Here is a 22,719-nt window from a genome sequence, read left to right on the forward strand (position 1 = left end):
CTCAGGCGGCTTGTTTTGACGCGGCCAGCTTCTTCGCGTTGAGTTCCATGAGCAGATACAGCGCCCCGGCGATCGCGAGCGGCGCCCAGTAGTACATCGCCCGATAACAAAGCACTGCCGCGATCAACACGCTGTTGCCGAGCGGTGGTGAGAGCACGGCAATGAAGACCGCCTCGAGCACGCCGAGCCCGGCCGGTACACGCGACAGCAAGCCTGCCACGGCTCCGATCAGCAACACGCCGAGCGCCATCGGATAGCTCACCTTGCCGAGCAGCAGTACATACATGGTGGCGCCCATCACCGCCCAGTTGGCGCACGACATCGCCAACTGCACCAGCGCGACGGGCAACGCGGGCAATGCGATCTCGTGGTCGCGGATCGTCCACTCACGGCGTTTTGAAAACGCGCACAGCAGCAGGTAGGCGAGCGCAATCAGCACCAGCACACCGCCGACCGCTCTCAACGCGGCCATCCCCAGATGCCATGTGTCCGGCAACTTGAGCGGCCAGAACAGAAAGGCCGTGCCCGCGAGCAGAAAGTAGCCGAGCCAGTTGGTCAGCATGCTGCTGCCGACGATGCGGGCGATGGTCGTCGGCTCGAGCCCGAGCCGCGAATACAAGCGAACGCGCATCCCCAGTGCACCGACCAGAGTTCCGAGGTTCAGGTTGAACGCATAACTTACGAAAGCGATGGCCATCACCGTTGCCGCCGGCAACTTGTGGCCGGTGTAGTGCCGGCCGACGAGATCGAAGGTGCTGTAGATCAGGTGACTCGACGCTGCCAGCGCGGCACCCAGCAGCAGCACGTGCAGCGGGTAGGCGCGCAGGGTCGTCATTACTTCCGACCAGTCGATAGACCGGGCCTGGACGACCAGCAGCGTGATGACGAAGGCCAGGAAGCCCAGCACCACGATGCGCTTGGCCCAAGGCCACCATGGCTTGCTCGTGATGTTGAGGATCCATGATCGGCGCGGAGGCATTGGCTGCGACCTGGTGGACCGGGCCGCGGCCGGGGTCATGCGGCTGTGTCCGTCTGCGTAGCGCCCGCCGTTGCGCTGCCGCTGCCTTGCGCACCAGACTCGACCCGTTGCAGGCGCGGCGCATGGCGCGGCAGCCAGCGAATCCACGCGGGATACCAGCGCAGCAGGTGAAAGATGAAGAAGCTGCGCACCAGCCGCCATCCGCTCCACTCGGTAAGGTCCGATGTCTTGATCTGCTTGCAGCTCAGTGCGATCAGCGTGTCGAGTCGGTCGGCCAACACGCCGTTGAACTCACGGTCACGCACGATCACGTTGGCTTCCAGGTTGAGCGACAGGCTCAGCGGATCGAGGTTGCTCGAGCCGACCGTGCTCCAGCGATCGTCCATCACGGCGACCTTGCCATGCAGCGGTCGCTCGCAGTATTCGTAGACCCGCACACCGGCATTCAGCAGGTGGTGATACAGCATGCTGGCGGCGGTCTTGACGATTGGCATATCGGGCTCGCCCTGCAGGATGAGCTTTACATCGACACCGCGCCGAGCGGCGCGCCGCATCTCCTGGATCAGGAGGTAGCCGGGAAAGAAGTACGCGTTGGCAATCACGACACGCTGCCTGGCCGCGCGAATCGCGGTGCGGTAGTGGCGCTCGATGTCGTTGGTATGACGCCGGTTGTCCCGGCTGACGAAGAGCACATCGGCCGTACCTGATGGTTGCGCAATGGTGACGTCCACGTGTTCTTTCGCGGCCCGAAGCCGCCGCCTGAACCAGCCCGCACCTTTGCCACCCACCGCGATGGCGTGCAGCACGAAGCGATGGATTTCCACGACGATCGGACCCGTCAACTCGACCACATAGTCCTGCTTGGACTTGGGCCCGTGCGCGATCAGGTGATCGGCCGCATAGTTGATGCCGCCGACGAAGGCGCGCGCCCCGTCGATAACGACGAGCTTTCGGTGCATGCGACGAAAGATGTTGAGGCGCTGCCCGAAGTACCGCTTGCCCGGATCGAACACGCGCACCCTGACGCCGACCGAGGTGAGCGACGCCATGTACTCCGGCGACAGATCGGGTGAGCCGAAGCCGTCGATCATCAGGTCGACCTTGACGCCGCGGCTGGCGGCCGACACCAGCGCGTCACGCAGCCCCAGGCCGACTTCATCTTCAAACAGGATGAAGGTCTCGATGATGACTTCTCGCTCGGCCTTGGCAATAAGCCCGAACACGCGCGGAAAAAACTCCTCGCCGTTTTCCAGCAGCGCGATGGTGTTGCCGGCGATCCAATGCGCGCTCATGGTTTGACCCCGATCGTTTACAGCGAGATGTCTGCGACCAGCGGCGCATGGTCGGACAAATGCGACCAAGGCTTGCGCGGCAACACGATGGGCGAATGCACGCCGGCATTGCGCACATAGATACGGTCCAGTTGCAACACGGGAAAGCGTGCCGGAAACGTGCGCGCGGCGCTGCCATTGGCCTGCAAGAAGACTTCGTGCAGCGCAGCGCCTTGTTCCAGGATCTCGTGCGCGCGGCCGCGCCAGTCGTTGAAATCACCGGCGACGATCAGCGCCGCATCGGATGGCACTTCGTCTCGCACGATATGGCACAGCAGTTCGAGTTGCTGCTGCCGATGTGCCTCCGCCAGACCCAGGTGCGCGCAAATCACATGCACATCGACCGGGCGACCCGGCAGGCGCAGCACGCAATGCAACAGGCCGCGTTTCTCCGGTCCGGTGATGGATACGTCATGGTTCTTGAAATGCACGATCGGGAATTTGGAAAGCACCGCGTTGCCGTGATGTCCCTTGGGATACACCGCATTGCGGCCATAGGCAAATTGCGGCCACATGGTGTCTGCAAGGAATTCGTAGTGCGGTGCCTCGGGCCAGTTGTCGACTTTGCGCGAGTGCCGCGAATGCGTGCCCAGCACCTCCTGCAAAAACACGACGTCCGCGCCGACAGTGCGAACGGCATCGCGCAGCTCCGGCAGGATGAATTTGCGATTGAGCGCAGTGAACCCTTTGTGGGTGTTCACTGTCATGACCTTGAGGGATGTGGGTGCGGGTGTCACAGATCTCGGTTGTAACGGTCACGCGCTCGATGGGCTGTAGGAACGCGCCACCTTCGCCCTCATTCCTTTCCGACCCTGCCAAAGCTTGCCGAAACCTTTCGTACTCGCCCTCCTCGCTCCTACAACTCTGACTGCTGCGCCCCGACACGGTGCGCGCCAACTGGGGCTACGGTGGAACCAGAGCTTTTCGAGCGGAAGGGCTCATCCATCCATTCTGAAATTCAGTAAAGGACATCGCCATGAAAAACCAACGTCTGTTATCCGTACTCACCGCCACCTTGTTGGGCGTCGGCAGCATCAGCGCAATGGCCCAGGACAAGCCTGCAGCACCCAATCCGTCCAAGGGCGGCGAAGGCAGCACGATCTCGCTCAAGAACGGTACAACCAACCCGCCTCAGCGACCTGACGGCACCGAACCGGTGTCGCGCGAAGCTGTGAAGGCAGAGACGCGCGCTGCTAACCGCGCGAAGACCATTCCAACCGGCGAAGCGAGCACGATGGGCTCGATGACCAAGCAGCCTAACGAGACGATGCAGGCGACCGGTGACATGTCCCGCAAGGAAGTCAGCATGGCGGGGCGCAAGACCAAGCCGATGCGTGGTGACAAGGTCGAACGTCCAGACGTTCCCACCAATCCAGCCGCAGGTGGTGGTACGCCGAAGTAATTCGGTGCTCGCCTGAGGCAAAACAAAAGCCCGTAGCGCGATGAGCGCCACGGGCTTTTTTATGGACGTCGAGGTTGAGCTTTTATGCACTCAGCGTCGATGGCTCATCCCTTGAGGGGAGGCGGCGTGCGATGGCCGTCCGGGCCGCCCTGACCGCGGTGACCGCGTTGACCGTCGTGGCCCATGTGCGCAGTTTCCGCATCGAAGGTTTTTTGCTGTTCGGGATTCAGGCCCGCGTAGAAGGTCTTCGTTGCTTCCGCCCGCTTCGCGAACATGGCGGTGCGCTCGCTCTGGCGGGCTTGCATGCGCTCGAGACGCTGCGGCGTTGTCAGCTTGGCAAACTCAGCGCGGTCGGGCCGCTGCGGTGGTGGGCCTGCAGGGGGCTGCGTCGATGCGGTGAAGTTGGTCCAGGCAGCTTCTTGCGTCGGGCTGAGCTTGAGCTTTTCTTTCAATGCCGCCATGCGTTTGGCCCGGTGCTCCTGCATGCGGGCAAATCGCTTGGCAGGATCTCCGTGGTCCATGCGGCGATGGTCGGCCGCGGGGTCGGCTTTGCCGACGGGAGCCTGAGCAGTGGGCGCAGCGGGCGCAGTCGTCGGCGCCGATGGCGCCGGTTGCGCGAAGGCTCCTGCAGTGACGAGCGTAGCGGTGGCCAGCATGCTGGCCCAGAGAACACGTTGGCGGAGTTTGATCATGACGTTGCTTCCTTTTGAAGCCTGCCACCGAAGGGCGGCAGGTGAGGGTAAGTGTGGAAGCCGTCCGTGTCGATTCCGTGAGCGCAGCGTGAGCTTGCGTAAAGTTCAATGAACTGTTCAGTGAATCATTTGGGCCGCGGCCGCCTCAATCGGACGTCAGGCGGGTCGGTCGTTCCGGAAACCAGTTGCCGTGAAAGCCTACCGGCACGCGATGCGGCAAGGAGGCGATGCACACCGGGCCCTTGGCGACGTCTCGCGCATCGAAGATGACGAGGTCGCTCGTGTTGCTGCGGCCGCGCCACACGGTGGCCAGGAGCCAGCCATCGCCTTCGTCGGCTTCGTCGGCGCGGGGCACGAAGATGGCTTCGGAAACCATGTCGGGCGCATCGAAGGTGAACATGTCGCGGGCGCCTGTCGCGTGATCGACATGGACGACGCTCGCGTACATGCGCACTTCGCCATCGTTCAGCGCGACGTGTCCGGCGAACCACCCGTGGCGATACGCAAACCCGGCGTAGCGCTCGTCCATTCGCGGGAATTCGCCGCGGGTTTCTTCCAGCACCGTTTGCGTGAACTCGTGGGCCGGGTTGTCGAGGTCGAAGGTCCAACGGGTGAGGCGTGAGGGCGTGCGGCTGTCGCCGGCGGGCGAGCCGTCCGGGTACGGAAAAAGCGGCGGCAGGTCGAACTGCATGACGTCGACGAACACGCTGTTGCCGGCTTCCCACGCGTTCATCACATGGAACACGTAGCAGGCCGGACCCGACCACCAGACCAGGTCTTTGGTGCTGCCGTTGCGCGGCATCATGCCGACGCGTGTGCCGTGCGCAGGTTCCCACGCGAAGGGCGGCCGGCCCGATTGGGCGCGCTCGCGGCTGGCGGTGAGCGGCATGACCGGGAACATCACGTGCTCGGCACTGACCGCGAAGTCGTGGACCATGCTCGCGTAGGGCGCCTCGAAATGTTCCCGCCGCGTTACGCGGCCTTCGCGCGAGACGGTGCCGAAGCTCATGCCGCTGGAGAGCGACTCGGGCGTGCCGTAGCCGAAGAAGAGCAGCTCGCCGGTGCGCGGATCGGTCTTGGGATGGGCGGTGACGCGGTGCTGCAGGCCGCCGTCGAAGTCCGTGGGGCCCAGCGTGTCGAGGGTGGCCAGATCGATCACGACCGGCAGGTGTGCTTCTTCGAGCGCGAGCACTCGGCCTGCGTGGCCGATGACATTGGTGTTGGCGACGCCGTCCGACGGGCCCGTTTTGACCCAGCGGTTCCGGTAGTGCACCGCGCCGTCGGCGATGTGAAAGGCGTGGAGCATGCCGTCGCCTGAAAACCAATGGGCCTTGGCGTCCGGCACGCGCGGGTTCGGACCGTTGCGGACCAGCGTGCCGCGCAGACTTTCAGGCAATGTCCCGTGCAAGGGCAACGGGCCGACTTCGATCTCGAAATCGATCGGCGCCAGGTTCGATGGCGCCGCGGTGTGGCGCGGGGTCGCTTCGTTCATGAGAAGGCTCCTGTTCTTCGCGGAAATCGCGGCGCTGGGCTTTCTGTGCCTGCGCGATGCCATCGTATCGGCGGTCTGCTTTTTTAGGGGCATGCCGTCCTAACTCATTCATAAGTTGAATTGGTCACGCGCCTACAGGGGGGATTGGGCAACGGGCGAAGAATGAAGCAAGGGTCGAATCAACAACGTCAGGGAACGCACATGCCAGCGCACGAAGCCGCTCGATGGGAAGCGGAGGATCTTGATTTCCGGCGCATCGTGCTCGGCGACGTACACGAGGACGAGAACCTTTTTTATCTGATCAGTTGTGCCTCTTTCATAGAGAGTGGCTCCGATCTCTACACGCACAACCTGATCGACTTCTTCCGTGGCGATACCGAGGTGGCCGACTGGCTTCGCGATCGCTGGGAGCCGGAAGAGCTGAAGCACGGGCGTGCCTTGCGAGCCTATGTCCAGCACGTCTGGCCTGAGTTCGCGTGGCAGCCGGCCTTCGACGCGTTCCTCCATGAGTACGCGACCTACTGCAAGGTCGAACTGCTGGCGCCTACCCGGGCGCTGGAGCTGGCGGCGCGCTGCGTCGTCGAGACCGGCACGGCGACGTACTACAGCGCTCTCGCCCAGAGCACGAACGAGCCGTTATTGCACGAGCTGGCTAAGCGCATCGCTGCCGACGAGGTCAGTCACTACAAGAACTTCTATCGCTTCTTCAAGCGGTATCGCGCGCAGGAAGCGCCGGGTCGCGCACGCGTGTTGGCGACGGTCGGCCGGCGCACGCTGGAGCTGAAGAGCGAAGACGCGGACTGCGCGATAAGGCACGTGGCCAGGTCGCACGCGCCGGAGCGTGCCGGCGACTCCGCTTATATGCAGCAGATCAGCGCGCGCATGAATGCGACCATCCGCCGCAATTTGCGACCGGGTACCACGCTCAAGATGCTGATGCGCCCGCTGGCTTTGCCGCCGACCTTGCAGGCCATAGTTCAGTGGCCGGTCGAGCAGTTCATGCAGCGCGTGTTCTTGCGCTAGCGCCGCGGCATCGGCATAGGCCTCGCCCGCGCATCAAGGCAGGGCTTCGAGTTCCCACGATACGTTTTGCCACACGACGCCGAAACCGGCTGACGAGACATTGCGTGCCCCTGGATTCCGCAGCGCTTCGAGTGCCCATTGGGCACCGGCAGTGACGCTGTCGACCAGCGGGACCGGCACTTGGGCCGCGATGTCGGCGGCCATGCCTGCGAGGCCCGCGCCGCCGAGGATCACAGCCTGTGCCTTGAATCGATCGGCCGCCTGGCAGCAGGCCTCGGCCAGCATCTTGCGAGCGCCGACCGGATCGGCGGCGAGCTGCGCGCCGGTGGGCGCTACCGTGTGGATGCCAGCCAGCGTCTGGCCGTGGCCGAGCGCATTGGCCAGGCGCGCGAGCATCGGCCGCCAGCGGTCGCCGCCGGTCACGATGGCGAAGCGCCCGTGCCACGCGGCGGCCGTGAAAGACGCCTCGGCCAGGCCGCTCACCGGCACACCGGCGCCATCGCGCAACGCAAAAAGTCCGGGATCGCCGAAGCACCCGATCAGTACCGCGTCCGGCTTGAGTCCTTGCGCTTGCGCCACCGCCCAGCTGTCGAGCACTGCGTGGTTCGCGACCGCGTAGCTGGCTTCGTCCGAGATGTAGGGTGCGCCGAAACGCGCCGTCAACGTATGCGCCGACAAGGCCGGGCCGGCGGCGGCTTGCACGTGGCCCTGCAGCAGCGCGGTGACGGACGCCGAGGTGTTCGGATTGATGACGAGCAGGCTGGGCATCGCGGCGTTGTTCCCGGATCGCTTGGTGTCGTTCGGGTCAGCGGGGCCGCGCGGCACGTCGACGCAGCAGCGCGGCCGAGCCGAGCGCGATCGCCATCACGCCGAACGACACGATGGTGGTCACGGTACCGAGCGCATAGATCGACGGCGTCGTCACCGTCGAGGTCAGTCCTTGCAGTTCGAGTGGCAGGGTATTGACGTCGCCGATGGCCTGCGAGGTGCGTGCGATTTCGTCCCAGCTGAGCGTGAAGCCGAACATGCCGATGCCGACGATCGAAGGGCCGATGAGCGGCAACACGACGAACCTGAATGCTTGCCACGGCGTGGCGCCGAGGTCGCGCGCGGCTTCTTCGTAAGCCGGGTCGAAGCGGTTGAACACGGCGAACATGATGAGCAGGCCGAAGGGCAAGGTCCACGTCAGGTGCGCGCCGAGCGCCGAAGTAAAGAGGCCGAGGGCTGTGCCATAACCCTCGAGCATGTCGGTTGCGCCGAGTGCCGTCAGTGCTTCCTTGATGCCAGTGTCTATGAGGCGGAACTGCAGTCCGATGCCGAGCGAAATAATGATCGACGGCATGATCAAACTTGCCACCGTGATGAAGAAGAGGGCGTTGCTGCCGGTGAGCTTCTTGCGGAATGCGAGGCCTGCCAAAACCGACAGTACGACGGTGAAGGCCATGACGACGGCGCCGAGAGCGAGCGAGCGCCTGAACGCTGCGCCGATGTCTACCGTGCCGAGGCCTTCTGCAAGTTTGTAGAACCAGTGCAGGGAGACACCGCGCAGCGGGAACGTGAGGCCGCCTTCGGGCCCCTGGAAGCTGAGCACGAAGATCGTGATCATCGGGCCGTATAAAAAGACAACGAAAAGCGCGAAGACGATGGCCAGCGGCCAGAAGCCCGGGGAGCGTTGTTCGCCTATGCGGTTGCTCATGGCGTCACAGTTCCTTCCGGATGTCGACGAGCCGGGTCAGACCCCAGATGATCATGAGCACGACTGCCAGCAGGATCATCGCGTTGGCTGCGGCGAGCGGGAACTGCAGGTACGAGGTCTGTACCTGGATGATCTTGCCGATGGAGGCGATCTGCTGGCCGCCCATCACGCCGATGGTGACGAAGTCGCCCATCACGATGGTGATGACGAAGATCGAACCGATGAGGATGCCGGTGCGCGACAGCGGAACGATGACGTTCCACAGCGTCTGCCAGCCGGACGCTCCGGCGTCGCTGGCTGCTTCGAGCAGACTGCGGTCGATGCGCATCATCGAATTGAAAATCGGCACGATCATGAACATCGTGTAGAGGTGCACGAAAGCGAGCACCACCGAGAAATCGGAGAACAGAAGCCACTCGATCGGGTCGTGGACCACGCCCAGGCTCATCAGTCCCTGGTTGACCAGGCCGTTGCGACCCAGCAGCGGAACCCACGAGATCATGCGGATGACGTTGGAGGTCCAGAAAGGCACCGTGCACAGCACGAACAGCACCGTCTGCATGGTCGACGAGCGCACATGGAACGCAAGAAAGTACGCGACCGAAAAACCGATGAGCAACGTGATGCCCCAGACCAGCAGACAGAACTTGAGCGTGCTGATATAGGTGCTGAGCGTGACGCAGTAATCACCGTTGTCGGTGAGGTGCGTGCAGCCTTCGAAGATGCCGATGTAGTTGCGAATCGAGATGGCAGGAATGAGCTCGTATTCGTTGAAGTTCCACAAGCTGACCATCGCGATCAGCGCCAGTGGAATCAAGAAGAAGAGCAGGAATACCAGCGCGAACGGCGCCGCCTGCCACCATGCCTTCACGGTGTGGCTGGGCAGGGATGCGGCGTGACCGGACGTTGCTGGTGCGCTCATGAATCAATGTTGGAAGAGGAGTGTTCCCGAGGCGAGCAACAGTGTTCAGGCTGCTACGAACTCGTTCCACTTCTTGACCATGTACTCGTTCTCGTCCATCACCGCGTTCCAGCAGGCGATGCCGCCCATGCGTTCTTCATAACTGCCGCCGTCGCGGATTGCGCCGGTCTTGGCCAGCACATCGCCGTTCGGGCTCTTGATGTCTTGCGAAGCGGGTTTGCCTTCCATCCAGTAGGCCCACTCGTAGCCTTCCATCTTGGCCTTGGCGGTGTCGAGCACGGCGCTGTAGTAGCCCTGACGATTGAGGTACGCGCCGGCCCAGCCGTCGAGGAACCAGTTGATGAACTCGTAGGCGCCGTCGAGCTTCTTGCCGCTCAGGGTGGCTGGCAGACCGAAGCCGGCAGCCCAGGCGCGATAGCCTTCTTTCAGCGGTTGGAAGTTGCAGGCGATGCCCTTGGTGCGCACGGCCGTGACGGCCGGCGACCACATCGACTGGATCACCACTTCGCCCGAGGCCATCAGGTTGACCGACTCGTTGAAGTCTTTCCACAGTGCGCGGAACTGACCGGCCTTCTTGGCTTCGATCAGCGTCTTGATCGTCAGGTCGATCTCGGCCTTGGTCATGTTGCCTTTGTCGGCGTACTTGTGGATGCCCTTGGCTTCCACCACCATGGCCGCGTCCATGATGCCGATCGACGGGATGTTCAGGATGGCGGCCTTGCCCTTGAACTCCGGGTTCAGCAGCTCGGCCCACGAGGTGATGGGGCGCTTGATGAGGTCCGGGCGAATCCCCAGCGTGTCGGCGTTGTAGACCGTGGGGATGAGCGACATGAACTGCGTCGGAGTGGTCGAGAATTTCTTCGACTTTTCGCTTTCGAGGTAGATCACCTTCTTGGGTGCGGTGCCCTGGTCACCGACCTTCTTGCCGGCCACTTCGCCCTTGGTGAAGAGCGCGGTGATCTTGTCGGCGTTCTTGATTTTCTTGACGTCGATGCCCTTCAGGTTGCCGGTCGGCACGATCTTCTTGAGCGAGAAGAATTCGGTGTCGATCAGGTCGAAGCTGTTGGGCGCGGTCACGGCGCGCTTGGTGACATCGTCGGTGGTCACGGCCACATACTGGATCTCGATGCCGGTGTCGGCCTTGAATTTCTCGCCGATGGCCTTGTCCTGGTTGACCGCCGTGCCCAGGTAGCGCAAGACGATTTTTTCCTGTGCGTGCACGAAGGGCGCGACGCCCGCAGCAAGGATGCCGGCCATGCCCGCGCCGCCTTGCAGCAGGACGCGGCGCTTGACGCCATTGGCAGAAGAGTTGTCGATAGGGTCGGACATGAGGAGGCCTCCAGGTTTGTGGTTTGAGAGAACGGGATCGCGGGAATCGGGAGCGGTATCGGAAGAGTCGAGGACGCGTGGTCGAAGCGTTGCCGACGTGCCGTCAGGCGGGAATGACCGTCAGCACTTCGGTCGCATCGCGGACGGCCGGCGCCGCGTTGGAAGACGGTGGCGCCCTGCGTTCACCGCGCTCCGACGGCCGCTTGACGCCGGGGCCGAGCACGCGCGCATCGGCTTCATGCCACGACAGCGTGACCTGCTCGCCTTGCGCGTAGAGACGGGCCAAAAATGGCGCTTCGCCCAGCAACACCGACACGGTCTTGCGGCCCGGTGCGCCTTGCAGCAACTCGAGGCCGAGCAGCACATAGGTGCCCTGGTATTCCACGTCGGTGATCTGCGCGGCCACGGCGTTCGCGCTTTGGATGGGCTCGCTGGCCGGTGTGATCAGCATGTGGTCGTTGCGCACCGCGATCGGCCCGTTCGGCGTGTCGATCACGTTGTGGCCTCCCATGAAGCGGGCGACGAATTCGCTGGCCGGATGGTTGTACACATCGTGCGGCGAGCCGACCTGTTCGATCAGCCCGTGGTTCATGACGACCATGGTGTCGGCCAGTGCCATCGCTTCTTCCTGGGAATGCGTGACGTGAATGAAGGTCAGGCCCAGTTCCTTTTGCCATCGGCGCAACTCGGCGCGCATCTGGATGCGCAGGAACGGGTCGAGTGCCGAGAGTGGCTCGTCGAGCAGTAGCACGCGCGGTTCGGTGATGAGCGCCCGCGCCAGCGCCACGCGTTGCTGCTGGCCGCCGGAGAGTTCAGCGGGCTTGCGCTCGGCCAGATGACCCATGGCCACGCGTTCCAGCAGGTCGCGCGCCTGCCTCTGGCGCTTCACCTTGCCGATGCCCTTCATCTTCAGGCTGAAGGCGACGTTGTCGAGCGCGGAGAGGTGCGGAAAGAGCGCGAAGCTCTGGAACATCATGGCCGTGCCGCGGGCTGCGGCGGGCAAGTCGGTGATGTTGCGGTTGTCCAGCAGGATGTCGCCGCTCGACACGGACTCGTGGCCGGCGATCATGCGCAAGGTGGTGCTCTTGCCGCAGCCTGAGGGGCCGAGCAAGCAGCAGTAGCTTCCGCTGGCAATTCGCAGGTCGATCTGGTCGACAGCGGCGGGCGTGCCGGCAGCGTATTGCTTGGTCAGCGAGACGATTTCGACGGCCGCGGGCGGCAGGGCAGTGACAGCATCCATTGAGTGCTGTTGTGCAAGACATGTGCCAGTTGTGCGGCGAGCCTTGTGCACATCACTGGTGCACCAGGTTATTCCGCAAGATCGCGAGTGGCGTCGAAATGGGGCAGAGCGGCAGCGCAAAGTATTCGCAAGCTGACGGGAGCCAGAAGTGATCGGTGCCCCAAACCGTGCATCGACAGCGACGGAAGAAACCCAATTCAGGGCGGTGCGAACTTGGCGGCGGCCACATTCTTGAGCAGCGACTCGCGCTGAAAACGGGTCACGCCACGCACTCCTTCGGCGACCCACTTGGCGCGAGCGGCGTCGATGCTGCCATCGCGTTGCCATTTCTCGACGGCGACCTGCGGGTTGTTCAGCATGGCGGCCATCCAGACCGCCTGCGCCGGTTCGAGCTTGACGGCGCTGCGCTTGAAATAGCGCCTGGCCGCCGATTCGGCACCGCAAAGGTCGGTGCCCCAGGGGGCGTTGTCGAGGTACAGCTGGAGGATGCGCGCCTTGCCGAGGGTCTGCTCCATCTCGACGGCGTAGAGCAGCTCGCGCAGCTTGCGTTCGGCCGTGCGGTCGCTGCCGGTGACGAGCAGTCGCGCCAGCTGCTGGGTCAGCGTGCTCCCGCCGCGCTCCACGTGGCCGCTCTTCTGGTTGCTGTCGATGGAAGCGGTGAGTTCGGTCAGGTCGTAGCCTGTGTGGGTGAAGAAGCGCTGATCTTCGGCGGCGATGACGGCGCGTGCCAGCCAACTGTCGTTGCTCAGTTTCGCGGGCGAGCCGCAACTGGTGCGGGCGCCGAGCATCGCTTCGGTGCCGAGCCCTTCGACAGTGAACTGCGCGATGCGCGGCTGCAGCGCGAAGGTGCCGGCGGGCAGGGTGAACTGGCCGCGCATCGCCACGCTGCCGCCAATGCGGGCACGTTGCAGCTCGGGCAACGCCGGCGCGAGCACCGCGTACCAGAGTGCGATGGGTGCATCGGGCAGGTCGACGTTGATGGGGAGTGACTTGGGTGTGAGGCGGCCGTCCCAGTTGCCGCGCAAAAGAGTGGCACCGGTGGCCCCGACATTGGCTGCAGGTGTTGCCTCGAGCGTGCCGGCCAGCGCGTTGCCATCGCGACGCACGGTGGCGGTCAGGCGGTCCAGCCGGATCGGTGCAGAGCCCAGTGCTGGCACCGACGCACTGCACGGCGCACACCGCAGTTCGAGTGCGCCGACGCTGTCGTTCCAGGCGAAATGCACGGTGCCGAAACGCGTGTCGAGCGAGCGGCCGTCGAGCCACGGCGCGAACCACGGCGATGTCGCCACGCGGATGGCCGAAGGCACGCTGACATCGAAATCGACCGGACCGAACTTGATGCGCGTCTGCCACTCACCGGCCGCCGGTGCCAGGGTAAAGCGCGCGATCAACGCTGCCGCCACACACGTGGTGATCACCAGGGCCAGCAGCCCGAACAGCACGAAACGCAGCGTCTTCTTCACGGTTTTTCCGCCCTCTCTTTATTCGATGACCTTACATCGGTCTTGTGACGCGGGCGACGGTCACGGCCTCCCATGGCCCGGTCGAGTGACCGCTGGCCGCCGCCCAGTACCAGGCTGAAGTGTCGGTGAAAGAAGTGCCCTTCGCATCGACGATGCGCTCGCAGACACGCAGGGTTTGTCCCTGTTGGCTTAGGTGGCTCGATGCAATGCGCGTGGCACCTCGCTGGGCGTTGAAGCATCGCCACAGCCGTTCTTGCGCATCACGTTCCAGCCGCGCCTGCACGATGCGATAGCCCAGCGCACGGTAGCAATCGGCGGCGGGATGCAGCATGCGCGTCGGCGCCTCGACCTGCCGCAGCACGAACATCTGCTCGCCGTCGGTCATGCGCGCGATGGCGCCCGGAAAGCGGTCGGCGAAGCGATGCTCGACCTCGCTCAATGCCAGCGGGCGCAGCGGCACGCCGTCCCATTCGCGCGGCCATTCGTGGAAGGCTGCTACCGGCTGTTGGGCGGCGGGTGGGGCACGCAGGCCGGCGGCAGTGCTCCACACGAGACACAGCAGCATGGCCGCGCCGAACAGGCTCTTGTGCACCGCGCGATGGAGGAAACGATTGGCGAACCAGCGGTCAAAGAGCAGTGTCGACACGAGGGCCTCCTGGGGATGTGATCAAGCCGGGGATGGCTTTGGCCGTCCTACTCGCCATGGCCCAGGCGATGCCACCGCAGACCAGCGCCAGCAGCAACAAGCCGAACGCGTCGTGCGCCCAGGGCGCCAGCGCGTGCCCGGCACCTTCGAACGCCACCAGCACCGCATTGCGCACGATGTTGCCGAGCAGCACCAGCAGTCCGACCACGGGCAGCCGCGTCGCGAACTGCCTGTCCGTGCGCTGCGCCCACAGTGCGACGGCGCAGGCGGTGAAGTAACCGAGCCAGGCCATCTGCACACCGGAGCAGGGCGCGTCGACGATGACCATGCGGCCATCGACCAGCAGCGTGCTGCCTTCACGCATCACCTCGAACCCCGGCGCCAGCAGCCAGCGACTGGCTTCGGCCGTGACCACGCGCAACGGGTAGCCCGCATAGAACTGCAGCGACGAGAGCAGGGGCAGTGCCAGCACTGCGAGCCCTGCCACCGGCAACGCGGCGACGCGCTTCGGCAGGAAGGCGACGAGGCCGCAGGCCAGCGCCAGCACGGCCAGCAGACCGGCCGCGAGCGGCGGCAGAGCAGGCACCACGCCGAGACCGTTGCGCGCCAGGGTGGCGAGCAAGGTACCGCCCGTCGCCAGCGCGATCCAGCCGAGACGTGGCGCCGCGCGCAGTTGGTGTCGAAGGTGCCCGACCAGCACAGCGAGCGAGGCCAGGGCCAGCGCGCCGAGCGGATCGTCCGAGCCGTCGCGCATGCGGATGACCATCCAGCACCAGGTCGGCGTGAGCGCAGCGAACTGCAGTGCGAGCCAGCTGGCAGCTGGCAGGCGATCGACGTGAATGCTCCAGTCCACGAAGCGGGGATGGTGCTGTGCGAGGTGAGCGAGCGTCATGGTGTTCGATCGATCCGGTTCAAGCCGTGAAGCGGCGGTCGTCGTGCCGGCGCGCGCGGCGGCGCAACATCGCGAGCATCGACAGCACCACCGCGATGGCGCCGAGCGTCTCTGGCTCCGGTGTGCTCGGCACTTCGGCACCGAGCGTGGCGCCGCCGACAGCCAGCTCGCTCACGCCTCTGGGCAATGGCACCGGCTGGTTGACGCCCACCGTGTTTTGCGGCGCGACGTTGCGCACCACCTTGTCGACCGCGATGAAGCTGGTGTACTGCGTGAGCAGGCTGTATTGCAGGCCGAGATCGGTGATGCGCTGCTTGAAGCTGTCGCCGCCTTCCAGCGTCTCCTGGTCGCTCAAAGACGCGATGCGGTGGCGTGCCCACAGGCTGCGCAGTGCGGCGGTGTCTTGACGCACTGCGCCGTCGACCTTCAGCTCCTGCCGATACGGGCCATTGGCGCTGCGGCCTTCGATGACGATGCGGCCCTTGGGCGCTCCACCATCCGCGTTCGCGCGCCACTTGCCGAACACGATCACCGGGCGCTCGCCCATCACGTCGGGCAGTGCGGCCGGCTCGACGTCGTACACATCGATTCCTTCGAACTTTGCCTTCACGCTCGTCAGCACCGGCGACTCGACCATGCGGCGAAAGCGCGCAGCCTCCTCGGTCGCCTGAATGGGGTCGGTGATGATGAAAGGTTCGCCCATGCCCGCCCGCGCAATGCCTTCCATCAGGCCGCGGTTGACCGATGAGCCGATGCCGAAGGCGAACACGTTGGCTTGCGAGAGGTTCTTGCGCACCAGCTCGAAAGCCTCGCGTTCGACCGTCACATAGCCGTCGGTGATGACCACCACGGTGCGCGACACGTCGGGCTGCTTGGGCTCGGCGTAGACGCGCTTCAGCGCGGGGATGAGCTCGGTGCTGCCGCTGCCGCTGTAGTTCTGGATCGTCGCGAGCGCTTGCTCGATGTTGGCGCGCGTGGCCGGCACCGAGTGCGGCGACAGCATCTTGTTGCTGCCTGAAAACAGCAACACATTGAAGGTGTCGCTGGTGCGCAGCCCGCCGATGAGTTCACGCAGCACGACCTTGGCCGTGTCGAGCGGAAAGCCGTGCATCGAACCCGAGATGTCGACCACGAAGATGTAGTCGCGTGGTGTGATGGCGGTGGCCGCGACCGACTTGGGCGGCTCGACCATCGCGAGGAAGAAGTTCTCCGCGGCTTCACCGTTCGGACCTTGGCCCTGGCCTTTGTAGAGCATCAGGCCGGATTCGATCTTCTCGCCAGCCAAGCGGTAGTCGAGCACGAAGTCGCGGTTGTCGGAAGGCTCGGCGCTTTGCGTCAACGCGACGTCCGCGTGCCTGTCTTCATTGTTCTTTTCGTCACCCTTCTTCACGTCGATGTCATGCGTGCGCGAACGCACTTCCTTGATGCCCATCGGCGTGTCGATCGCCAGCTTCATGGCGAAGGTCGTGCCCGGCGGCACGGCCGCACGCAACACCGGTTGCGCGACCCAGCTCGCGTTGGCCTGCGACGACTGCGGACTGTTGTAGCGCGGGCCGACCACCGTCGGAAAGACGAACTGGTAGTTACCGGACTGCGGCACCAGCAACTCGGTGTAGTGCAGCTCGACCTGAATGTCGTCGCCCGGCAGGATGTTGGCGACGTTCATCTGGAACACGTTGGGCAGATGCTGTTCGAGCAGCGCGGCCGTCTTGCCTTCTTTCTTTGCGGTGTCGTACTCGATCTGCGCCTGCTGCTTCTCGCGGATCTGCGCGGTGATGAGGCGATCGGCCAGCCGCACGTTGAGACCGTTCACCGCCGCCTTGGTCGAGCCGGGGAACACATACTTGGCTTCGATGGCGCGCTGGCCTTCGTTGCGGTAGTGCTGTGTGACCGTGACGTCGGCGATGACGCCCGTTATGTGCACTTTGACTTCGGTGCCCTTCAGTGGCAGGCGGTCGACCGTCGGGTCGTCGCTCTTCACGAAGAAATACGGGCTCTCGGTTTTGAGGCGCGGGCCGGGTGCTTCCTGGGCATGCAATGGCCGCATGCCGAGGGCGACGAAGCCCAGCGTAGCGAGGCCCACAGTGGTCGCCCAGAGCCAGCGGCCCGGACGGGTCGATGCGCTGTTGTTGTTTAGGTTGTGGCAGGTGTCCATGACAGCTTCTTCTCCGGTGCGTGCAACGGTGCACGGAGTCGAATGTCGGAGCCCAAGGAGAAGCCGCAATGAAGCCTTCGCGCGGTGACTTCGAAGGCCGCACGCCTGGTGTGAAGTCTGTGTGAAGTGACGCTGTCGACGCACTTCACACGGACTTCGGATGGCGAGGCGAGCATCGGGTCGTTCCACATCCAGGGAGAGAAAAAAATGTTCAAGAACCTTCGCAATTCAGTGCTGTTCAAGATCGGCGTGCTCGTGCTGCTGACATTGTTGTTGTGCATCCCGCTGGCCGAGATCGGATCGCTGATCAACGAGCGCGGTGGCAGTCGACGGGAAGCAGCAGAAGAGCTCGGACAGACCTACGCCGGTCCGCAGACGCTGGTCGCGCCGCTGCTCATCGTCCCGTACACCGAGCGCTGGTCCGAGGAACAGCGCAACAGCGCCGGCAACGTAACGGGCACTGTAGGGAAGACCAAATCGCTCACGCACATGGTGTTTCCAGAGACGCTTCGCATCGAAGGCACCATGGCGCCGCAGCAGCGCTATCGCGGCATCTTCAACGTGCTGTTCTATACCTTCAATGCCGGGATGGAAGGGCGCTTTGCCGCCTTCGATCCAGCGTCGATCCCGCGCAGCGAAACCGGGTCCACGATTGAAGCGGGCACGCCATACCTCGCTCTCGGCGTCAGCGATTTGCGTGGCCTCGATGGCTCACCGGCGCTGACGCTGGCTGGCGAAAGGCTGCGCTTCATGCAGCGCGTTCCGGGCCTTGGCAAAAAAGATGCATGGCTCGCTGGCGGTATTCATGCGCCGCTGGCCGGTGGCGCGGTGAAAGCGTGGAGCGCGAGAGAAGCGCTGCGCTTTACTTTGAAGCTTGGCTTGGTCGGGCAAGAGACGCTGTCCATCGCGCCGATCGCCGACGACACGACTGCGCATATCACCTCGCCATGGGCCGCGCCGAGCTTCGGTGGACGTTTTCTGGCATCGGAGCGCAGCGTGACGCCTCAGGGCTTCGACGCACACTGGCGCGTTTCTTCGCTGGTGAGCGCGGCGCGCGAGCAGGTGCGCTCTGGTGTGGGCGGGCCCCAGGGCAACGCGTTGGAAACTTTCGACGTGACGCTGGCAGAGCCGCTCAACGTCTACGCGATGTCGACACGCGCCGTAAAGTACGGAGCGCTTTTCGTCGGACTCGTGCTGATGGCCGGCTTCATGTTCGAACTTTTTCGCAAGTTGCGGCTCCATCCTGTGCAATACGGTCTGGTCGGCCTTTCGATCGCGCTGTTCTTCCTGCTGCTGCTGGCGCTGTCTGAAAAGCTCCTGTTCTGGCAGGCCTATTCTGTTGCTGCGACAGCAAGCGTGTCACTGCTCGCCGTGTACTTCAGCTCGGTGCTCGGCGGCTGGTGGCGCGGCGCTTCTTTCGCTGCCTTCGTGGCGCTGTTGTATGGCGCGCTGTACGGGCTGCTCGCTTCCGAGAGCAATGCGTTATTGCTCGGCGCCTTGCTGGTGTTCGGCATGCTGGCGGTACTGATGCTGGCGACGCGCAAGGTCGACTGGTACGCGCTGTCGAACGCAACAACGGGCCAGCTGGACACCAGCACTCCGTGACGTCTGGCCGCGTCGACACATTTATTCAGATATTGAGGTTCGCATGGTTCCGATTCGCAAGCTTTTGAAATGGACTGCCGTTACTGCGGCGGCTGGCGTGGTGTCGCTGCTGCTCGTTGGCGGTGTCGCGCTGGCCGTGATCTATCCCAAGCTGCCGGATGTGTCGTCGTTGTCCGATTACCGACCCAAGTTGCCGCTGCGCATCTTCTCTGCCGAAGGCACCTTGATCGGTGAATTCGGTGAAGAGCGACGCACGCTGACGCCGATCGCGTCTATTCCCAAGTCGATGAAAGAGGCCGTGCTCGCGGTGGAAGACGCGCGCTTCTACGAGCACGGCGGCGTCGATTCGCTCGGCCTGATGCGCGCGGTGCTAGCCAATCTACGAGGCGGCATGCGCCAGGGCGCTTCCACCATCACGCAGCAGGTGGCGCGCAACGTCTATCTAAGCTCCGAACGCACGTTGAGCCGCAAGGTCTATGAGGCACTGCTCGCGTTCAAGCTGGAAAGTCGGCTGAGCAAGGACCAGATCTTCGAGATCTACCTGAACCAGATCTACCTCGGCAACCGGGCCTATGGCTTCGCGGCCGCGTCGGAGGTCTACTTCGGCAAGCCCTTGCAGGACATCACGGTGGCCGAGGCCGCGATGCTGGCCGGCCTGCCCAAGTCGCCCAGCACCGCCAACCCGATCAGCAGCCCGACGCGGGCGCGCGCCCGTCAGCTGCACGTGATCGACCGCATGAAAGACACCGGCTTCCTCACCGCCGCACAAGCCGATGAGGCGAGGCAGGAGCCGCTGCATCTGCGCGACGCGTCCGACCCGAACCGGCCGCACGCCGAATACGTGGCCGAGACCGTGCGCCAGCTCATGTACGCGCAGTACGGCGACAGCATCTACACGCGCGGCCTGTCGGTGCAGACCACGCTGGCGGCGGCCGATCAGCAGGCGGCATATCGCTCGTTGCGCAAGGGCATCATGGACTATGAGCGACGCCAGATTTACCGCGGCCCCGAGGCCTTCGCCGACTTGCCCGACGACCCCAAGGCGCTAGACGATGCAGTCGACGACGCATTGGCCGATCACCCGGACAACGACGACGTGATGTCCGCCGTGGTGCTCACCGCGACGCCGAAATTGGTGACTGCGGTGCGCGGCAACGGTGACATTCTGCAGATCACGGGCGATGGCCTGCGTCTCGGCCAGCTCGGTCTTTCCGACAAGGCCGGCCCCAACATCAAGGTGCGTCGCGGCGCGGTGATCCGCGTCATGAAGACGCCACGCAACACGTGGGAGATGGCGCAGCTGCCCGAGGTCGAAGGTGCGTTCGTCGCAGTCGATCCACGCGATGGCGCGATCAAGGCGATGGTCGGTGGCTTCGACTTCGGCAAGAGCAAGATGAACCGCGTGACGCAGGCGTGGCGCCAGCCAGGCTCGAGCTTCAAGCCCTTCATCTATTCAGCCGCACTCGAGAAAGGTTTTACGCCGGCGACCGTGGTCAACGATGCGCCGCTCTTCTTCGATGCGGCCACCACCGGCGGCCAGCCGTGGGAGCCGAAGAATTTCGAAGGCACCTACGACGGTCCCATGTCGTTGCGGCATGCGCTGCAGGAGTCGAAGAACCTGGTGACGATCCGTGTGCTGCAGTCGATCGGCACGGAGTACGCGCAAGACTGGATCACGCGCTTCGGCTTCGACAAGGACAAGCATCCGGCGTACTTGCCGATGGGTCTGGGTGCGGGCTCGGTGACACCGATGCAGATGGCGACGGCCTATTCGGTGTTCGCCAACGGTGGCCACCGTGTCGACCCGCATCTGGTGATGCGCGTCACCGATCGCGATGGCAAGGTGCTCAGTGAAGTGATGCCGCCGGTGCTCGACGAAAGCAACCGCGTCATCCCGGAACGCAACGCCTATTTGATGGACAGTCTGCTGCAGAGCGTCATCAGAAACGGCACCGGTGCCAAGGCGTATCAGGCGCTGAAGCGCGACGACCTCTATGGCAAGACGGGCACCACCAACGATTCGGTCGACACCTGGTTCGCGGCGTTCCAGCCGACGATGGTCGGCATCGCATGGGTCGGCTACGACACGCCGCGCAAGCTCGGTGTGCGCGGCGAGACCGGCGGCAGCCTGAGCTTGCCGATCTGGGTCGGCTACATGCAGGCCGCGCTCAAAGGTGTGAAGGTCGCTGAAGTTCCCGAGCCGCCGGGGCTGATGCACGCGGACGGCGAGGTGTTCTTCGACGACTACGGGCCGGGGCGTGGCGTGGCGAGCCTGGGGCTGGATGCGACACCGACTGCGCCAGCGGAAACGTTAGTGGGGGAGCAGGTCGCACCGGTTGCGCCTATCGAGGAGCGCAACCGGATTCTCGACATGTTCAAGTGACGGTTCGATTCGTGTCCCTCGCCAGATAAGACAGCGGCAACGTCAACGTCGCAATCGCCCCGCCGCCCTTCGCATTCGTCAGCTCGATGCGGCCACCGTGCAACGCGGTGATCTCCTTGACGAAGGCCAGTCCGAGGCCGGTGCTCTTCTTCAGCGTGTGCGGACGCGCCAGCGAATAGAACTTCTCGAACACCTTGGATTGCGCGTAGTCGGGGATGCCCGCCCCGTGATCGCGTACGGTGACGACAACGTTGCGGCTCGCTACACGCAGTGCGAGCGTGACCCCTGCGCCGTCAGGCGAAAAATCGATCGCGTTCGCGAGCAGGTTGCTCACGGCCTGCTGCAAAAGGAACCGATCGCCGTCGCAATACAACTCACCGAGGTCTTCTCGCGGACCATCGACCTGCACTGTGATACCGCGCGCCGCAGCGCTGGTGCCGGCGCTGTCGGCCACCTCGCGCAGCAGCACGCCGAGCGCGACCGGCTCGGTACGGTCCAGCACGCGCCGTGTCTCCAGCGCGGTCAGCTCCATCATGCGGTCGACGATCTGCTGGATGCGCTCGGTCTCTTGCGCGATGTTGCCGAGGAAGCGCTCGCGTTCGGCCTCGGGCATGCTGCTTTCCTGCATCAGCTCGGCCGCACCGCGAATCGCCGAGAGCGGGCTCTTGATCTCGTGGGTGAAGGTCTGAACGTAGTCGGCGACGTAGTTGCGGCCGGTGAGGGCGTCGCGCATTTCTCCGAAGGCGCCGCGCACCATGACGATGGCCCGCCGTACCATGCGCACCGGATGAAAGCCGCGCTGCGTGCGCAGCCATGCAATGTAGTCGGCGGTAAGGCCGAAGGGTCGCACCAGCCACACCGAGAGGATGAGCGTGAAGAGCAGCAGCGCCGCGGCCGATCCGGCACCGACCCACAAGGTGCGCGCCCGCGCGTCCTCGATGAACTGGCCGAAGCTCTGCACCGGCTTGCCAAGGCTGACGACGCCGACGATCTCGTTGTTCCAGCGGATCGGCGCGCCGACGTACATCACCGAGGTGCGCGGATCGCTCTCGACGTCGCGTGAGGTGCGGGCGCCGTAGAGGCCGGCGAGCGACTTCGTGACGTCGTTCCATTGCGAGTAGTCGGCGCCCTGGTTGCGCCCGAGCGAATCGAACAGCACTCGGCCGTTGCGGTCGGTCACGTAGGCGCGCAACTCGACGCGGCTCTTGTGTAGGTTGTAGATCTGCGCGGAGAACTCGCGCGCGTAGACCGACTTGAAAATCGGGTCGAGACGTGCGGGGTTGATGGCGCCGGCGATGACGTCCTGCTCGATCATGCTGGCCATGAGTTGCGTGGTGTCGACCAGCGACTCTTCGGCCGACTCGCGGTAGCGCGGATCGATATCGAGCACCACGCGATACAGCAGAAACGCGATGCCCGCGCTGTAGATCAGCAGGATGCCGATGAAGATGCGGGTTCTCCGGCTCACG

19 protein-coding genes are annotated in these 22,719 nt (G+C 64.3%); 4 read left to right on the top strand and 15 right to left on the bottom strand.

Annotation, left to right across the window (positions count from 1 at the left end; all coding sequences use genetic code 11):
• Position 1 precedes the first annotated feature (1 nt).
• From QN413_RS11690 to QN413_RS11700, 3 genes are read right to left on the bottom strand one after another with little or no spacing between them, the layout of a single operon-like run.
• The gene (locus QN413_RS11690; protein WP_323496777.1) at positions 2-979 is read right to left on the bottom strand and encodes a YbhN family protein; all 978 of its coding nucleotides are present in this window, start codon (positions 977-979) and stop codon (positions 2-4) included.
• A gap of 35 nt (positions 980-1,014) precedes the next feature.
• Positions 1,015-2,271 (bottom strand): cardiolipin synthase ClsB, encoded by a 1,257-nt coding sequence (gene clsB, locus QN413_RS11695; protein ID WP_323496778.1) that lies wholly within the window; start codon positions 2,269-2,271, stop codon positions 1,015-1,017.
• Positions 2,272-2,288: 17 nt separating this feature from the next.
• Complete coding sequence (locus QN413_RS11700) at positions 2,289-3,017, bottom strand: endonuclease/exonuclease/phosphatase family protein (RefSeq protein ID WP_323496779.1); 729 nt, start codon at positions 3,015-3,017, stop codon at positions 2,289-2,291.
• A gap of 269 nt (positions 3,018-3,286) precedes the next feature.
• Between QN413_RS11700 and QN413_RS11705 the strand changes: the two genes are divergently transcribed.
• A complete protein-coding gene (locus tag QN413_RS11705; protein WP_323496780.1) occupies positions 3,287-3,712 on the top strand; it encodes a serine/threonine protein kinase in 426 nt (141 codons plus the stop codon).
• 104 nt (positions 3,713-3,816) lie between these two features.
• On the opposite strand, the gene QN413_RS11710 is transcribed toward QN413_RS11705, so the two are convergent.
• Positions 3,817-4,404: a Spy/CpxP family protein refolding chaperone gene (locus tag QN413_RS11710; protein WP_323496781.1), complete on the bottom strand. Its 588-nt coding sequence runs from the start codon at positions 4,402-4,404 to the stop codon at positions 3,817-3,819.
• 145 nt (positions 4,405-4,549) lie between these two features.
• The gene (locus QN413_RS11715; RefSeq protein ID WP_323496782.1) at positions 4,550-5,896 is read right to left on the bottom strand and encodes a carotenoid oxygenase family protein; all 1,347 of its coding nucleotides are present in this window, start codon (positions 5,894-5,896) and stop codon (positions 4,550-4,552) included.
• A gap of 201 nt (positions 5,897-6,097) precedes the next feature.
• On the opposite strand from QN413_RS11715, the gene QN413_RS11720 reads away from it, so the two are divergent.
• Positions 6,098-6,919, top strand: coding sequence for a ferritin-like domain-containing protein (locus QN413_RS11720; RefSeq protein WP_323496783.1), 822 nt, complete (start codon positions 6,098-6,100; stop codon positions 6,917-6,919).
• A 33-nt stretch (positions 6,920-6,952) separates the two neighbouring features.
• Here QN413_RS11720 and QN413_RS11725 read toward each other — a convergent pair whose 3' ends face one another.
• The 9 genes from QN413_RS11725 to QN413_RS11765 form a co-directional block, all read right to left on the bottom strand.
• Positions 6,953-7,687: an aspartate/glutamate racemase family protein gene (locus QN413_RS11725; RefSeq protein WP_323496784.1), complete on the bottom strand. Its 735-nt coding sequence runs from the start codon at positions 7,685-7,687 to the stop codon at positions 6,953-6,955.
• A gap of 37 nt (positions 7,688-7,724) precedes the next feature.
• A complete protein-coding gene (locus QN413_RS11730) occupies positions 7,725-8,615 on the bottom strand; it encodes an ABC transporter permease (protein ID WP_323496785.1) in 891 nt (296 codons plus the stop codon).
• Between the two features lie 4 nt (positions 8,616-8,619).
• The gene (locus QN413_RS11735; RefSeq protein ID WP_323496786.1) at positions 8,620-9,537 is read right to left on the bottom strand and encodes an ABC transporter permease; all 918 of its coding nucleotides are present in this window, start codon (positions 9,535-9,537) and stop codon (positions 8,620-8,622) included.
• Positions 9,538-9,582: 45 nt separating this feature from the next.
• Positions 9,583-10,866, bottom strand: coding sequence for a PotD/PotF family extracellular solute-binding protein (locus tag QN413_RS11740; protein ID WP_323496787.1), 1,284 nt, complete (start codon positions 10,864-10,866; stop codon positions 9,583-9,585).
• 103 nt (positions 10,867-10,969) lie between these two features.
• A complete protein-coding gene (locus QN413_RS11745; protein WP_323496788.1) occupies positions 10,970-12,106 on the bottom strand; it encodes an ABC transporter ATP-binding protein in 1,137 nt (378 codons plus the stop codon).
• A 197-nt stretch (positions 12,107-12,303) separates the two neighbouring features.
• Positions 12,304-13,569 (bottom strand): biosynthetic peptidoglycan transglycosylase, encoded by a 1,266-nt coding sequence (locus tag QN413_RS11750; protein ID WP_323496789.1) that lies wholly within the window; start codon positions 13,567-13,569, stop codon positions 12,304-12,306.
• Positions 13,570-13,600: 31 nt separating this feature from the next.
• A complete protein-coding gene (locus QN413_RS11755) occupies positions 13,601-14,215 on the bottom strand; it encodes a hypothetical protein (protein WP_323496790.1) in 615 nt (204 codons plus the stop codon).
• Complete coding sequence (gene xrtQ, locus QN413_RS11760) at positions 14,196-15,107, bottom strand: exosortase Q (RefSeq protein ID WP_323496791.1); 912 nt, start codon at positions 15,105-15,107, stop codon at positions 14,196-14,198. The genes QN413_RS11755 and xrtQ overlap by 20 nt, the downstream gene beginning before the upstream one ends.
• Before the next feature lie 19 nt (positions 15,108-15,126).
• Positions 15,127-17,262, bottom strand: coding sequence for a VIT and VWA domain-containing protein (locus tag QN413_RS11765; RefSeq protein ID WP_323496792.1), 2,136 nt, complete (start codon positions 17,260-17,262; stop codon positions 15,127-15,129).
• A 207-nt stretch (positions 17,263-17,469) separates the two neighbouring features.
• On the opposite strand from QN413_RS11765, the gene creD reads away from it, so the two are divergent.
• Positions 17,470-18,867 (top strand): cell envelope integrity protein CreD, encoded by a 1,398-nt coding sequence (gene creD, locus QN413_RS11770; RefSeq protein ID WP_323496793.1) that lies wholly within the window; start codon positions 17,470-17,472, stop codon positions 18,865-18,867.
• A 43-nt stretch (positions 18,868-18,910) separates the two neighbouring features.
• On the top strand, positions 18,911-21,250 hold the full coding sequence (locus tag QN413_RS11775) for a penicillin-binding protein 1A (protein WP_323496794.1): 2,340 nt from the start codon (positions 18,911-18,913) through the stop codon (positions 21,248-21,250).
• Here QN413_RS11775 and creC read toward each other — a convergent pair.
• Entirely contained in the window at positions 21,243-22,718 is a 1,476-nt protein-coding gene (creC, locus tag QN413_RS11780) for a two-component system sensor histidine kinase CreC (protein WP_323496795.1), read from the bottom strand. The two genes, QN413_RS11775 and creC, sit on opposite strands and share 8 nt — an antisense overlap.
• Position 22,719 lies beyond the last annotated feature (1 nt).

This window comes from Variovorax sp. LG9.2, from assembly GCF_035018885.1.
GTDB lineage: Bacteria > Pseudomonadota > Gammaproteobacteria > Burkholderiales > Burkholderiaceae_C > Variovorax.